The following is a 14,228-nucleotide window of genomic DNA, read 5'->3' as shown; positions in this document are numbered from 1 at the left end:
CTCGGCGTGCCGGGGGTGGGCACCGGGGCCGGTGAAGTACTCGACGCGCTGGGTGCGCCGGTCCGCCGCGTCCGGGTCCGCCGCCGTGGCCGTGCCGGCCGGGGCGGTGGCGGCGAGCGCCGCGGTGAGGGCGATCCCGGTGGCGAGTGCGGCGCGCAGCGGGGTGCGTCTGGGCCGGCCGGATATTCGAGGTGTGGGGGGCATGGGCGTCCTTCCGAAGTCCGCGATATAAATGGCGGGTTAAGCGGGGTTAAGGCGCGGCTCAACGTAGAGGCTCGTGGAGTTCCAGGCAATGGGTGTGCGTCAAGTGGCTGGTGGGGAAAGCCCGTTCACGCCGTCCCCGAGGCCGGGGGTCAAGGCCGGGGTGCGACCCAGAGAGAGGTCAGTGATGGCGCGGAACGGTTCCGAAGAGGCGCGGCGTGAGGGCGCAGGGCCCGACGACCCGGCCGAGATCGGGCGGCGCGTGCTGCGCCTGCGCGCCGAACGCGGCCTGACCCAGCGGCAGTTGGCCGAGCCCGCCTACACGCCCGCCTACGTCTCCACCCTGGAGTCGGGAAAGGTGCGCCCCTCGGAGGCCGCGCTGCGGCACCTCGCCGACCGGCTCGGCGTCAGCTACGAGGAGTTGGCCACGGGCCGCCCCGCCGAACTCGCCGCCGAACTGCGCCTGCGGCTGACCGACGCCCGGCGCGCCCTCGCCACCGGCGCCCCCGAGGACGCGGCCGCACTCTTCCGCGCCCTGCACGAGGAAGCCGTCGCGCACGCGCTCGCCGAGGAACAGGCGGCCGCGCTGCTCGGCCTCGGCGACTGCCTGCTGGAGTCCGGCGAACTCACCGGCGCACGCGACTGTTTCGCCGCCGTCGAGCGGCTGCTCGCCGACGAACCGCTGCCTCGGCGCGTCCCGGCGATCCGGGGCCGCGCCACGGCACACCTGCTCACCGGCGAGCTGCGGTACGCCTGTTACCTCCTGGAGAGCACTCTCGACGAACTCGACGCGGCCGGGCTGCACGACCCGGACGCGCTGCTGCTGCTCTACACCGCCTCCATCGCGCCCTATATGGACATGGGCGCGCACGCCCGGGCCGCGCACGCCGCCGAGTTGGCGCTCGCGCTCGCCCCGCGCGTGAGCGACCCCGCGCTGGTCGCGGGCATGCACCGCGGGGTGGCCCGCACGCTGATCGCCGAGGGCCGCATCGCCGAGGCCGACGCGTCGCTCGCCAAGGCCCAGGAGCTCTACCGCCACCTGCACATCCGTACCGAACTGGCGCACTGCCACTGGATGCGCGGCTATGTCCACGCCCAGGACGGCGACCTGGAGCAGGCCGAGAGCGAGCTGCGCACGGCCCGCTCCATCCTCGCCTCCAAGCGGGCCGCGCTCTTCACCGAGCAGGTCGAGGTGGAGCTGGCGGACGTGCTGCGGCGGCGCGGCAGGACCGCCGAGGCGGAGGCGCTGCTGCGGCCCCTGCTGACCAACGGCGACGAGACGGGTGACGCGGGCCGGGGCGCGGGGATGCTCGGGGCCGGGCGTGGCGCGGTGCACGCGGGCGGCGCGCACCGGCTGCTCGGGCTCATCGCCGAGGAGCGGGGCGACACGGAGGGCGCCGAGGAGCACTACTGCGCGGCGCTGTCCCTGCTCGAACGGTCCAGTGCGGCAGGGGACTTGGCGGACCTCTGCCGGCTCCTGGGCGATCTGCTGCGCCGCACCGGCCGGGTGGAGGCCGCCATGGACGCGTACCGCACGGGGCTCGGCCACCGGGCCGCGCCCGGCACGACCACGCTGGGCCCGGCGCCGGCCACTCCCCCGATGTGAGCGCGACCCCTCCCCCGCACTGCTCCTGACCTGCGTCGAATCGCCCGCATCGCCTCACCTGCATCGCCTCACCTGCATCGAAGGATGTACCCGCATTTCATCCGCGGCTACGACTCCCATGATCGCGGGGGCGCCGACGATGGAGGAGACAGACCCGTCGCGGCGGGCGCCCAGTGAGGAGAGACAGATGACAGGCCTTCGACCCGGTCCGCCCGCCCCCTCGCTCCTGAGCACGCTGGGGCGCGCCCTGGGCGGTGGCCTCGTCATGGGCGTGGCGCTGGGCGCGGGGACCGAGCTGGGGCCGGTGGTGGCGGACGCCGTCGGGGCGGACGGCTTTGTGGCCCGGCTGATCCCGGCCGTGCTGGTCAGCGCGGTGGCCGTGCCGCTGATCACCCTCGCGCTGCGCCGCCAAGGCCGTTCGCTCAGGGACGTGGGGTTCGGCGGCGCGGGCGCGAATCTGCGGTCCCTGCTCATCGGGGCGGGCGTGGTCCTGGGGGCCGCCGCGCTCGTGCTGGGCGCGGGAACGGCCGCGGGGCTGCTGCGCTGGTCGCGCCCCGACCTGGGAACGCTCGCCGGGTACGTGGTGGCGAACGCCGTGGTCGCGCTGCTGCTTGAGGCGCTGCCCGAGGAGACGACGCTGCGCGGATACGCGTGGACGTCGCTGCGCGTGCGCTTCGGCGGCCTGGGTGCGGCGCTCGGCACCACCGCCGTGTTCCTGGTCGCGCCCGGCGTCTCGACGGTGGTCGGGGCCGCGACCGCGTATCTCGTCGGCCGCGAGGCGGGGCCCGTCGGGCTCGCGCCGGGCGGGCAGGACCCGTTCGGCTATCTGTTCCTCCTGACGGTGTTCGGCCTGATGCTGGTCACGGCCCGTACGGCGGTGCGGCGCGCTCCGCTGTGCGTCGCCATCGGCGCCCATCTGGCGTTCCTGACCGTCAACCGCGTCGTGTACGAAGGTGACCGGCGCGGGGCGGGCTGGCACGCCGACGTGTCGTCGCCGGACGTCGAACTCCTCGTACCCGTCTACCTGTTGGCGGCCATGGCCGGGTTCGCGCTGTGGCGGCGCAGGGAGCGGCGGGGCGAGGCGGTCCCGATCGGGCGCGCGTCCGGTACGCCAACGGAACGTCAGCGGTCGGCCACGTAGGTCAGACACCTAGGTGAGCCACGTAGGTGGGTTACTTAGGTAGGCCACACAGGTCAGCCCGGCCACGGCTCATGGACGCCGACGGCCATGCGGGCGCACCATGACGGGCAGCAGCTGTCCGGCGTCCGCCGGGCGGCCACGACTGCCCGAGCCGACCGGCCGGGAAGGGAGCCGCCCCTTGACGCCCCCAGCCTCCCCGACGCCCCAGCCGCCGACGCCCGAAGCCACGTCCGTCTTCCGCACCCTCCCCTCCACGGCCGAGGTCGTCATCGTCGGCGGTGGCGTGATGGGCGCCGCCATCGCCTTCCACCTCGCCGAGGCGGGCGTACGCCGCATCGTCGTCGTCGAGCGCGGCACGCTGGGCGGCGGCAGCTCGGGCAAGCCGATCGGCGGTGTGCGGGCGCAGTTCTCCGATCCGCTCAACATCGAGCTGGGGCACCGGAGTCTGCGCGCCTTCCGGGAGTTCCCGCGCCGCCCGGGTGCCGCCATCGGGCTCGACACCGTGGGCTACCTGTTCCTCCTGAGCGACCCGGGGCAGGCGGCGGACTTCGAGACCGGTGTGCGTACCCAGAACGGACTCGGCGTGCCCAGTCGCATGATCGGCCCCGCCGAGGCCCGCGCGCTCTGCCCCTACATCCGTACCGAAGGGCTGACGGCCGCCGCCTACTCCCCCGCCGACGGGCACGCGCGCCCCGCCCTCGTCGTCCAGGGGTACGCGCGCGCCGCGGCCCGCGCCGGTGTCGTCTTCGCGACGCACACCACGGTCACCGGCATGGCGACCACGGGGGACCGGGTCACGGCCGTGCACACCGATCGCGGCCGCGTCTCCTGTGCGACGGTCGTGTGCGCGGCGGGCGCCTGGTCGGCGCGGATCGGTTCGCTGGTGGGCGTGGAGCTGCCGGTGCGGCCGCTCAAGCGGCAACTCGCCTTCACCGTGCCGCTCGTGCCCGCCGCGCCGCGCATCCCCTTCACGATCGACTTCGCGTCGTCGGCGTACTTCCACAACAGCGACGACGGACTGCTCCTCGGCCTCGCCGACCCGCGCCAGGCGGAGGGCTTCGACACCACATGGACGCCGGAGTGGCTCGACCTCTTCCGTGTGGCTCTGCGGCACCGAGCGCCGGCCGTCGCCCGGATGGAGACGGCAGGTGGCTGGGCGGGCCTGTACGAGGTCACGCCGGACCACAACGCGCTGATCGGCCGGTCGGGGGCGGTGCCCAACTTCCTGTACGCCACCGGGTTCTCCGGGCACGGTTTCCTCCAGGCCCCCGCGGTGGGCGAGATCGTCCGCGACCTCCACCTGGGGCGGCAGCCGTACGTCGACATCGCACCCCTGAGCGCGGACCGCTTCCGCACCGGCTACGAGAGCCGCCCCGAGGCCCACGTGGTCTGACCCCCGCCTCCGGGGACTCGCCTCGTTCAGGCCGCGCTCTCCTTGAGGCGGCGTACGGCCGCCAGGGCGCGGTCGGCGTGTGCGCTCATCCGGAACTCGCTGCGGACCACTTCGGCGATCCCGAGGTCCTCGCCGATGACGAACGTGACGCGCTTCGTCGGGGCGAGGGAGAAGCCCCGGGTGACGCCGAACCGGTCGCGCACCGCGCCCTCGGGGTCCGAGAGCAGCGGGAAGCCGAGCGTGTGCCGCTGGGTGAACTCGCGCTGGCGCTCGACCGCGTCGGCGCTGATCCCCACCGGCCGCGCGCCGGCCGCGGCGAACTCGGCCGCCAGGTCGCGGAAGTGACAGGCCTCCGCCGTACAGCCGGGGGTGAGGGCCGCCGGGTAGAAGAACAGCACGACGGGGCCGTCCGCCAGGAGCGCGGAGAGCTGCCGCGGGGTGCCGGTCTCGTCCGGCAGCGTGAAGTCCGGGGCGGTGTCACCGACCGCCATCCGCGCCGTCATGCCCTGCTCCCCCGCGACGTGCGGTCCATCGGCGTACGACGCGTCTGCGTGCGGTCCATCGGCGACACGGTGCCTCCTCAAGTGACGGGAGCGAAACCCTACTCGATGGCAGGCGCGGGCTCGCCCCGAGCTGCCGCCCGGGTCACGCCGCCCGCCCGCCGAGCGCCGCCAACAGGCCCCCGACCAGCCTTGATCTCCTCGAACGCCCTCGTGCGATGCTGGGGCAGGCGCCCGCAGACACCGAGAGCAATGGGGAGTACGGCATCGCGATGGCAGTGGCACGAAGGACAGCGAAGGGCGCCTGGGACAGGTTCTCGGCATCCGACCCGGGACTCCTGCGCCTCATGGCGGGGCTGCGCACGGTCGGGGCGATCCTCCTCGCCCTCGCCGTGCTCGCCCTCATCGGCACCTCGGTAACGCACTTGGTCGCGGGCGCGATGACGGCGATGGTCGCCACGTTCGCGATCCAGGAGAAGGAGGTGCGGGGCCAGGCGGTCACGCTGGCGCTCGGCCTGCCCGTCGCCCTTGCCGCGATATCCCTGGGAGCGCTGCTCAACTCCCGGGTGATCGCCGGTGACATCTTCTTCGTGATGCTGATCTTCGGGGCGGTGTACTCGCGCCGGTTCGGCGACCGGGGCACCGCGCTCGGTCTGATCGGCTTCCAGGTCTACTTCGTCTCGCTCTTCGTGAGCGCGTCCGCCTCCGCCCTGCCGGAGCTGTTCCTGGCGCTGGTGATCGCCTTCGCGTGCAGCGCCGTCGCACGGTTCGCCCTCGTGCCCGAGACGCCCGAGCGCACCCTGGCGCGGCTGCGGGAGGCGTTCCGTGCCCGGCTCGCGCAGCTCGTGGCCCATCAGATCGACCTGCTCGACGCCGACGCCGAGGACGTGGACAAGGTCCTCGTCGATCTGCGGCGCAGCACCGCCCGGCTGCACGAGGCCGCGCTGATGATCCAGGGCCGCCTCGAGGAGGGCACCCGCGACGCGTCGGCCGCGGCGCTGCTGCAGCGCAGGGTCGCCGACGCCGAGATCGCCGCCGAGCGTCTGGGTGTCCTGCTCCTCAACGCCCGCGGCGCCGAACGCGTGGAGACGCTCACGCTGCACCTGCCGAACGCGTCGGCGTCCATGCCGCCGCGCGCCCGGCTGGCGCAGGACGCGGGCACGGCACTGCGCAGGGATCTGCGGGCCCTGCACCTGCTCGTGGTGCGCCTGGTGCCCGACGACCGCGGCACGGCGCTGCCCTACGTACGCAACAGGCTGCTCGGCTACCGCGAGGAGCAGGGCCTGCCCCAGGGTTCGCCCGCGATCCAGGACTGCTTCCGCGCGGTCGGTGAGGCGGCGCGCGCCATTCTGGGGCTGCGGCTCGCGGTGGACGGTTCGCGGGACGAGGAGGGCGAGGAGTACGACAGCCCCGAAGCCGCCCGCTCCCGCGAGGAGTTCGACGCGGAGGAGATCTCCATCTCGGGCGAGGCGGCGCAGGCGGAGGCGGCACAGGAGGAGCCGACCGGCTTGCGGCGCCCCACCACCCGCGCGGCCGTGCAGGTGTCGGTGGGCTCCGCGCTGGCGATCGTCGGCGGCGAGTTCCTGTCCACGCAGCGCTGGTACTGGGCGGTCCTGACCTGCTGGGTCGTCTTCCTCAACACCGCGTCCACCGGCGAGATCCTGGTGAAGGGCTACCGCCGGCTGCTCGGTACGGTGCTCGGCGTGGTGGCCGGGGTGGCGCTCGCGGGGGCCGTCGGCGACCACACGTGGATCGCGTTCGCCCTGGTCGTCCTCTGCGTCTTCGGGATGTTCTTCACCGCTCCCCTCTCCTACGCCCTGATGTCGTTCTTCGTCACGGCGATGCTGGGTCTGCTCTACACGCTCCTCAACACCTACAGCCTCGACGTCCTGGTGCTGCGCGTCGAGGAGACGGCGCTCGGCGCTGCCTGCGGGATCATCGCGGCGGTCCTCGTGCTGCCGGTCCGTACCTCGCACCGCACCGACGAGGAACTGGGGAACGTCCTCGCGCGTCTTCGGGATGTCGTCTCTGCGGCGGTGGCGCAGCTCAGCGGCGGTCCCGCGGTCGATCTCGTGGACCGGGCGCGGGACCTGGACACGGCGCTGGACGATCTGCGCAGCTCCACGAAGCCGCTGACGCACCCGATCGCCCCGCTGCGGGCGCGGCGGCAGAACGCCCGCTATGTGGTGGCGCTCCTGGAGACCTCCGCCTACCACGCGCGTTCCCTCGCGGCGACCGCCGAGCTGGTGCCCGCCAGCAAGAGCGTGGCGGCCGACGCGCGCCTGGCGCTGGCGGGACGCCGCATCACGCACAACATCGATCTGATCGCCGCGCATGTGCGCGACGAGGAGACCGACGGCGAGATCGAGTCGGGCGCCAGCATCGCCTCGATGCTGGACAGCGGCCGCCACGAGGTGCTGCGCACGGGCTCGGTGGCCTTCCGTGTGCTGCGCCACCTCCAGCGCCTCGACGAGGGAATCGTGGGTCTGGCCCGTCCGCTCGGGGTACCTCTCGCGGTACGCGAGGAGAAGGCGGCAGGGGCGCGGGGCGCCGGGAGGGTGTGAGGCCCCACCTGCCGCGTCCGCGACAGGCAGCTGGCCGCCGTACGCAGCGACCTGATCGAACACCTCTGCGCGAACGGCACCCCGCCCCGCCACATCCACGACGGCGTGGCCGCCCTCGCCCGAGCGGTGCTGACGGCGAACCCGGCGCACGGCTGAGGCCCCGTCACCCGGCCGACCTATGCTGAACCCCCTCCGCCCCCGTACCGGAAGGTGGCAGCCCCATGGCGGCACCCAGTCTGCTCGCGGTCTTCGCCCATCCCGACGACGAGTCCCTGGCGGCGGGCGGCGTGCTCGCCCGGCACGCGGCGGCGGGCGCGCGCACCGCGGTCGTGACCGCGACCTGGGCCGAGGGCACGCGGCGGGCCGAGGAGTTGGCGGAGGCGGTGCGGATCCTCGGGGCGGGCGAGCCACGTCTGCTCGGCTTCGCCGACGCGCGCGTACCGGAGTCGGCCCCGGGCGAGGCGCGGCTGTGCGACGCGCCGCTCGACGAGGCGGTGCGGCGGCTGGTGGCGCACATCCGGGAGGTGCGCCCGGAGATCGTGGTCACGCACGACGCGTACGGCGGGCTGACCGGCCACCCCGACCACGTCCACACCCACCGGGTGACCGTGCTCGCCGCGCGGGCCGCCGGTCTCGAACAGCTCTACCCGCAGGCCGGTGCCGCGTGGCAGCCGCGCGCCCTCTATCTGGCCACGCATCCGCACTCGGCCGTGGCGGCGCTGCGCGAGGTCGTCGGCGGGCGCATAGCGGAGCGCAGCGTCACAGCGGCGCACAGCGTCCCGGAGGCGTACAGCGTCCCGGACGAGCAGGTCACCGCGACCGTCGACGTCGGCCCCTGGCTCGACCAGAAGACCGCCGCCATCCTGGCCCACCGCTCCGAGGTGGCACGCGGCGCCGCGCCAGGCCTGATCGCCGGCCTTCCGCCGACCGCCCGCGAGCGGCTGCTCTCCACCGAGTGGTACATCCGCCACGACCTCGCGCCCGCGGCCGGCGCGCAGTGCGAACTCACCGCCGACCCGTGCCCGGTCATCGGCGGCTGACTGCCCGAGGACACCTGGCCCCGGCCCGCGGGGCGCCGCCGCGCACTCTTGGCGCCCCGCGGCGCTTTCACCAGATCCGGACGCGCTCCGCCGGGTCCAGCCACAGACCGTCGCCCTCGACCGTGCCGAACGCCTCGTGGAACTCGTCCAGATTGCGGACGATGTTGGCGCGGAACTCCGGCGGCGAGTGCGGGTCGATGGTGAGGTACTGCTGCTCCTGCTCCTTGCGGCGCTTGGTGCGCCAGCAGTACGCCCAGTTCTTGAAGAGCCGCTGCGAGCCGGTGCCCTCCTCGCTCTCGGGCATCGGCGCCCCGTCGAGCGCGATGAGGTACGCGGTGTGCCCGATGGTCAGCCCGCCGAGGTCGCCGATGTTCTCGCCGACCGTCAGCGAGCCGTTGACCGACTCGCCGGGGAGGTTGCGGGGCGAGAACCCGTCGTACTGCTTGATCAGCGCCTTCGACTTGGCCTCGAACGCCGCCTTGTCGGCCGCCGTCCACCAGTCGTTGAGGTTGCCCGCGCCGTCGTACTGCGCACCCTGGTCGTCGAAGCCGTGGCCGATCTCGTGGCCGATGACCGCGCCGATGCCGCCGTAGTTCTCCGCCGGGTCGGCGTCGGGCGAGAAGAACGGCTTCTGCAGGATGCCCGCGGGGAAGCAGATCTCGTTGGTGCCCGGGTTGTAGTACGCGTTGACCGTCTGCGGCAGCATGAACCACTCGTCGCGGTCGACCGGCTTCCCGATCTTGGCCAGCTCCCGGTCCGTGTCGAACGCGGCCGCCGCCTGCGCGTTGCCGAGCAGGTCGTCGGGGCTTACCCGGAGCGCGGAGTAGTCGCGGAAGGTGTCCGGGTAGCCGATCTTGGGGCGGAACGTGGCGAGCTTCTCGTACGCCCGCGCCTTCGTGTCGTCGGTCATCCAGTCCAGGCGGGCGATCGACTGGCGGTAGGCCTCCAGGAGGTTGGCGACGAGGTCGTCCATCATCGCCTTGGACGACGGCGGGAAGTGCCGCGCCACGTACTCCTTGCCGACGGCCTCGCCCATGGCGCCCTCGACGAAGGCGACCGCGCGCTTCCAGCGGGCGCGCAGCTCGGGGGTGCCGTTGAGCGTACGGCCGTAGAACTCGAAGTTGCTGCGCACGAACTCGTCCGTGAGGTACGGCGCGCAGGCGCGCAGCACGCGCGTCAGCGCCCAGTCCCGCCACTGCTCGATCGGTGTCCCGGCGAGGACGCCGGAGAAGTGGGAGAGGTAGGACGGCTGGCGGACGCAGGTCTCCGCGATGGTGGCGTCCGAGCCGCCGAGGCCCTGGACGTAGCCCCGCCAGTCGAACTCCGGGGCGAGCGCGCGGAGTTCGTCCAGCGTCGTGAGGTTGTACGTCTTCAGTACGTCACGGGTCTCGGCGCGCTCCCAGTGGCCGGCGGCGAGCCGCGTCTCCAGCGCGAGAACGGTCTCCGCGGCGGTCTCGGGGTTCTGGTGCCCGCCGAGCGTGAGGAGTTCGGTGAGGTGGGCGACGTACTTCTCGCGGATCTCGGCGAACTTCTCGTCGCGGTAGTACGACTCGTCGGGCAGCCCGAGGCCGCCCTGGAGGATGTTGAAGAGGTAGCGGTCGGAGTCGCGGTCGTCCGAGTCGATGTACGAGCCGAAGAGGCCGGAGCCGCCGACGCGCTCGAAGCGGCCGAGGAACGCGGCCAGCTCGCGGACGTCCCGCAGGGCGGCGACCTCGTCGATCAGCGGTCGCGCGGGGGCGAGCCCGCGGGCGGCGACGGTCTCCTCGTCCATGAAGGAGGCGTACAGCGCGGCGATCTTCCGGGCCTCGTCGGCGGAGGCGCCCTCGGCGTCCGGGGACTCGGCCAGATCCTGGATGATCTCCTTGACCTGCTGTTCGGCCGTGTCGGCCAGCTGCACGAAGGGGCCCCAGCTGGAGCGGTCCTCGGGGATCTCCTCGGTGTCGAGCCAGTGGCCGTTGACGTGTCCGAAGAGGTCGTCCTGCGGGCGGATCTCGGGGTTCATGCCCGGGCGGGCGTCATCCAGAATGCTCATCCAGGCACCCTATGCGAGCCCCCGGCCCGGCACGAAGGCTTATGCCCCGGCACGGGACGGCCCCGTCGCCGGGCCACCGCGTGCGACCGCCGGGTCCCGCGCCAACTCGCGCGCAAACCACCCCAATAGGAGCGATAAAGTATCCCGTCAACCTCCGTACACCTGTCACACCAGGAGAGCTTCTGTGACCGCAGCCATCGCCCCGCCCCAGGAAGCCGCTCCGTCCGAGGAAGCCGCCCTGTCCGAGGAAGCCGTCCCGTCCGAGACAGCCGCCCCGTCCGCCGACGACGCGGCACGCCTGGTGGCCGAGGACGCCCGCGACTTCGGGGCCTACGCGCGTACCGGCGGCTGGGCCTTCGGCCTGAAGGTCGCCCGCAGCGTGCGCCCCGGCGGGCAGGGCGCGAGCGAGACGCCGAAGCTCTCGGCCAAGGAGTTCGCGGAGCTCGCGGGCTGCTCGGCCGACCGCGTCCTGCGCTACTACAAGGCGTGGGACAAGGCTGCCGACGACGGGCTCGTGCCGCACTTCGAGGCGCTCTCCCCCGGCATGGACGTGGAGCTGCCCGACGCCGACGTCTGGCTGTCGTACTACTCCTCGCGCTCCAGCGCCCTGACCCCGCGCGGGGACGCGATCTCGCAGGCCGCCGAGGCCGAGGGCATCCGCCCGACCAAGGCCCTGGAGGTCGCGGAGAACCCGACCGCGCTGCGCGCCGCCATCCTCGCCGACCCGGGCACCGCGGAGGCGGCGCGGAAGGCGCTGATGGACCGCCTGGAGGAGGACCCGGCGCTCCGCACCGAGCTGGTGCGCGACATCGTGCGCGCCGACGATCTGAAGAAGGCCGTGGCCGCCGAGGCCAAGGCGGGCGACCGCGTCGGGTACGTCCGCCAGATCGTGGAGAAGGGCCAGGTCAAGACGCCCGCCGGCCAGATGATCGACGCGCCCGCCGAGCTGCGCGAGGAGGCCGAGCGGCATCTGTCCCTCATCGACGAGCTGGACGACGGCGAGGAGTCCGGCGAGTGGGCGCGCGAGGCGTACGACACGGTCCGCGACCTGGTCGCCCAGACCGTGCAGAGCGACCCCGAGCTGCGGGTGCGGGAGCGGCGGGCGAAGTTCTACGGCAGCCTGCAGAAGGCGACGAAGGTCTTCGAGGAGCTGACGTTCGACGACATCGAGACCGTCGAGGACATCCGCGACATCTACGAGGACGACATGCTGCGGCGCCTCGAAGAGCTCCAGCAGGCCATCGGCGCGTGCATCTCGGCCCTCCAGACGGCGACCGCGGCGCAGCAGCATGAGGAGCCGAGCGCTCCCTGAGGTCGCGCGGCGGGGCTTGGGGGCCGCTCGTCAGGGCGTGAGCGTGACGCGGATCCCGACCGTGCCCTGCAGGCCTCGGCGCAGCCTGCTGCCGAGCAGTGTGAAGCGGCCGATGACCCCGTATTTGCGGGCGATGAGGCGGCGGTAGCGGGCGGTGACCTCGGGCGGGCAGATCTCGGCGGTGGCCGGCACCTGCTCGCCCGTCGGGTTGCCCCGCAGATCGCACGGCCCGACCAGGACGTCCGCGCGCCGGCGGATCCGCTTCACCTTCCAGGAGTCCCCGGCCGTCCAGATCCCGAGCGCGTCGCCGTCCGGGACGACCCAGACGGGGGTCGGCACGAGCGTGCCGTCCTTGCGGTAGCTGCTGACCAGCAGATATTTTCCGGCGCCGAGCCGAGCCCGCGAGGTGTCGTCCATGCCGGGAGTCTAGGACCCCGCCGAGAACCCCGGCGCGCGGGGAGGCGCCCGGCCCGCCATACGTAACCATTTATTCTGGTTACATGGAATCGTCCGCGTCCCCCGGCATCCTGATGCGCGCCCACAGCGGCGCCACCTACCGCTTCGATCCCGGCGCGCTCTGCCTGGAGCTGCTGACCACCGGCGGTCCCGGCGAGTTCCGGCGGTACGAGGTGCTGCACACGCCCGGCGATCTGGCCGCCTGGGCCGAGCGGTCGCGGCTGACACCGACGCCCGAGCTGGTGGTGACCGGCGGCGAGGTGGCGGACGCCCGGCGGCTGCGCGACGCACTGTTCCGCGTGACGACGGCCCGCGCCCTGGGCGAGACCCCCGACCCGGCCGACCTCGACATCGTCAACGAAGCGGCCGCGCACCCGCCGCTCGCCCCGGCCGTGGGGCCGGACGGCGGGCGCCGCTGGGCGGGGGGCGCTGATGGGACCGGGCTGCTCGCCACCGTCGCGCGGGACGCCGTCGAACTCCTGACGGGGCCGTTCGCGCACCGCATCCGCATCTGCGCCTCCGACAACTGCCGCCTGATCTATGTGGACACCTCCCGCCCCGGCCGGCGCCGCTGGTGCGCGATGGAGCACTGCGGCAACCTCCACAAGGTACGGACGCTGCGCGCACGCCGCGCCGAGGAAGGCTGAGCCCGGCGCGGTCAGTCCCGCCCGCGCCGCCCCGCCGTCATCATCAGCGCGCTGGGCCGTACCGTCGCCCGCGCCACCGGGCGCACGCTGCGGCCCGGCTGCGTCTCCAGTCGCCAGGTCCTGGTCAGCGTGGCGATGGCCGTGGCGAGTTCCGTCATCGCGAAGTGGTCGCCGATGCACTTGTGCTTGCCTGCCCCGAAGGGCAGGAAGGCGCCGTCGGGCAGGGCCGCCTTCCGCGCCCCCTCCAGCCAGCGGTCCGGGTCGAAGCGCAGCGGGTCGGGGAAGAGGCTCGGGTCGCGGTGCAGGGCGTGCTGGCAGTAGGCCAGTTCGGTGTCGGCCGGGATCTCCTGGTCGCCGAGGCGGATCGGGGTGAGGGTGCGCCGGGTGACGAGCCAGCCGGTGTGGTGCAGGCGCAGCGCCTCGGTGATGACGTTGCGCAGGTAGGAGAGGTTCGGGAGGTCCTCGAAGGTCACCGGGCGGTCGCCGAGGACGTCGGCCAGTTCGGCCTGGAGGCGCTCGTCGATCTCGGGGGCGCGGGCGAGTTCGTAGAGGATCCAGGAGAGCACCGACGCCGTGGTCTCGGTGCCCGCCACCGCCAGTGTGAGGACCTCCGAGCAGATCTGATGGGCGGTCAGTGGTGCACCGGTCTCCTCGTCCTCGGCGCGCATCAGCATCGAGAGCATGTCTCCCGTGTCGTGGCCGGACGCGCGCAGTCTGTTGACCGCGTCGCCGATGAGGGAGCGCACCGCCGCGCGTGAGGCGTTGAAGCGCCGGTTGGCGGGCAGCGGCAGCCTCTCCACCCAGTCGGGGAGCATGACGCGCGCCCCGACGCCGTTCATCACCACCGACAGATCGCGCCGCAGCCGCAGGAAGGCCTGTTCGTCGAGGCTGGAGGCGAAGACGGTCGCGGCGAGCATGTCGAGGGAGAGTTTGACCATGACCTCGCGGACATCGAGGGTGGCGCCCGGTGTCCAGGAGGCGGCGGTGCGGGTCACCTGCTCGCGCATGAGGTCGACATAGCGGGCGATCTCGGCGTGCCGGAAGGCGGGCTGGAGCTGGCGCCGCTTGCGCACGTGGTCCGCGCCGGCAGCGGTCACGACGCTGTCGCCGCCGAGGACTTGGCCCATCTTCTCGAAGAACCGCCCCTTGTCGAGGCCGGGTGCGAGGTCGACCAGCATCCGGCGGATCAGGGCGGGGTCGTTGATGACGATCGTCGGTCTGCCGGGCTGGAGATGGATCCTCACCAAGGGTCCCTGGTCGCGCAGCGAGGCGATGAAGGCGAGGTTGTCGCGCAGCAGCGGTATCGCGTGGCCGAGCAGGGGCAGCGAGCCGGGGG

General features: G+C 73.3%; 11 protein-coding genes and 1 pseudogene. 7 read left to right on the top strand and 5 right to left on the bottom strand.

Features of this window, described 5'->3' with window-relative positions; all coding sequences use genetic code 11:
* Positions 1-204, bottom strand: a pseudogene (locus GKQ77_RS15135) (M64 family metallopeptidase); the annotation flags it as partial.
* A gap of 184 nt (positions 205-388) precedes the next feature.
* Here GKQ77_RS15135 and GKQ77_RS15130 point away from each other — a divergent pair.
* The 3 genes from GKQ77_RS15130 (at position 389) to GKQ77_RS15120 (ending at position 4,341) form a co-directional block, all read left to right on the top strand.
* Positions 389-1,807, top strand: coding sequence for a helix-turn-helix domain-containing protein (locus GKQ77_RS15130; RefSeq protein ID WP_219689286.1), 1,419 nt, complete (start codon positions 389-391; stop codon positions 1,805-1,807).
* Between the two features lie 187 nt (positions 1,808-1,994).
* On the top strand, positions 1,995-2,948 hold the full coding sequence (locus tag GKQ77_RS15125) for a CPBP family glutamic-type intramembrane protease (RefSeq protein WP_219689285.1): 954 nt from the start codon (positions 1,995-1,997) through the stop codon (positions 2,946-2,948).
* Positions 2,949-3,126: 178 nt separating this feature from the next.
* The gene (locus GKQ77_RS15120) at positions 3,127-4,341 is read left to right on the top strand and encodes an NAD(P)/FAD-dependent oxidoreductase (protein ID WP_258021367.1); all 1,215 of its coding nucleotides are present in this window, start codon (positions 3,127-3,129) and stop codon (positions 4,339-4,341) included.
* A gap of 26 nt (positions 4,342-4,367) precedes the next feature.
* Here the strand turns inward: GKQ77_RS15120 and GKQ77_RS15115 are convergent, their stop codons facing one another.
* The gene (locus GKQ77_RS15115; RefSeq protein ID WP_308117673.1) at positions 4,368-4,844 is read right to left on the bottom strand and encodes a peroxiredoxin; all 477 of its coding nucleotides are present in this window, start codon (positions 4,842-4,844) and stop codon (positions 4,368-4,370) included.
* 269 nt (positions 4,845-5,113) lie between these two features.
* On the opposite strand from GKQ77_RS15115, the gene GKQ77_RS15110 reads away from it, so the two are divergent.
* Both GKQ77_RS15110 and GKQ77_RS15105 read left to right on the top strand, forming a co-directional pair.
* Positions 5,114-7,405 carry an FUSC family protein gene (locus GKQ77_RS15110; protein WP_372459888.1) on the top strand — a complete coding sequence of 764 codons (2,292 nt, stop codon included), beginning with the start codon at positions 5,114-5,116 and terminating at the stop codon, positions 7,403-7,405.
* A gap of 221 nt (positions 7,406-7,626) precedes the next feature.
* Positions 7,627-8,445, top strand: coding sequence for a PIG-L deacetylase family protein (locus tag GKQ77_RS15105; protein ID WP_219689283.1), 819 nt, complete (start codon positions 7,627-7,629; stop codon positions 8,443-8,445).
* Between the two features lie 67 nt (positions 8,446-8,512).
* Here GKQ77_RS15105 and GKQ77_RS15100 read toward each other — a convergent pair whose 3' ends face one another.
* Entirely contained in the window at positions 8,513-10,477 is a 1,965-nt protein-coding gene (locus GKQ77_RS15100) for a M13 family metallopeptidase (protein ID WP_258021366.1), read from the bottom strand.
* 238 nt (positions 10,478-10,715) lie between these two features.
* On the opposite strand from GKQ77_RS15100, the gene GKQ77_RS15095 reads away from it, so the two are divergent.
* The gene (locus GKQ77_RS15095) at positions 10,716-11,789 is read left to right on the top strand and encodes a hypothetical protein (protein ID WP_372459887.1); all 1,074 of its coding nucleotides are present in this window, start codon (positions 10,716-10,718) and stop codon (positions 11,787-11,789) included.
* A 30-nt stretch (positions 11,790-11,819) separates the two neighbouring features.
* Here the strand turns inward: GKQ77_RS15095 and GKQ77_RS15090 are convergent, their stop codons facing one another.
* Entirely contained in the window at positions 11,820-12,206 is a 387-nt protein-coding gene (locus GKQ77_RS15090) for a PPOX class F420-dependent oxidoreductase (RefSeq protein WP_219689281.1), read from the bottom strand.
* A gap of 83 nt (positions 12,207-12,289) precedes the next feature.
* Here GKQ77_RS15090 and GKQ77_RS15085 point away from each other — a divergent pair, with 83 nt between their 5' ends.
* Positions 12,290-12,892 (top strand): CGNR zinc finger domain-containing protein, encoded by a 603-nt coding sequence (locus GKQ77_RS15085; RefSeq protein ID WP_219689280.1) that lies wholly within the window; start codon positions 12,290-12,292, stop codon positions 12,890-12,892.
* Between the two features lie 11 nt (positions 12,893-12,903).
* On the opposite strand, the gene GKQ77_RS15080 is transcribed toward GKQ77_RS15085, so the two are convergent.
* Positions 12,904-14,228, bottom strand: a 1,325-nt coding sequence (locus tag GKQ77_RS15080) for a cytochrome P450 (protein ID WP_219689279.1), incomplete at its 5' end; no start/stop codon positions are given.

The organism is Streptomyces anatolicus (genome assembly GCF_019400875.1).
In the GTDB taxonomy this organism is placed as follows: Bacteria; Actinomycetota; Actinomycetes; order Streptomycetales; family Streptomycetaceae; genus Streptomyces; species Streptomyces anatolicus.
The sequence above is the reverse complement of the archived record's forward strand: the minus strand, read 5'-3'. Positions and strand labels throughout refer to the sequence as shown.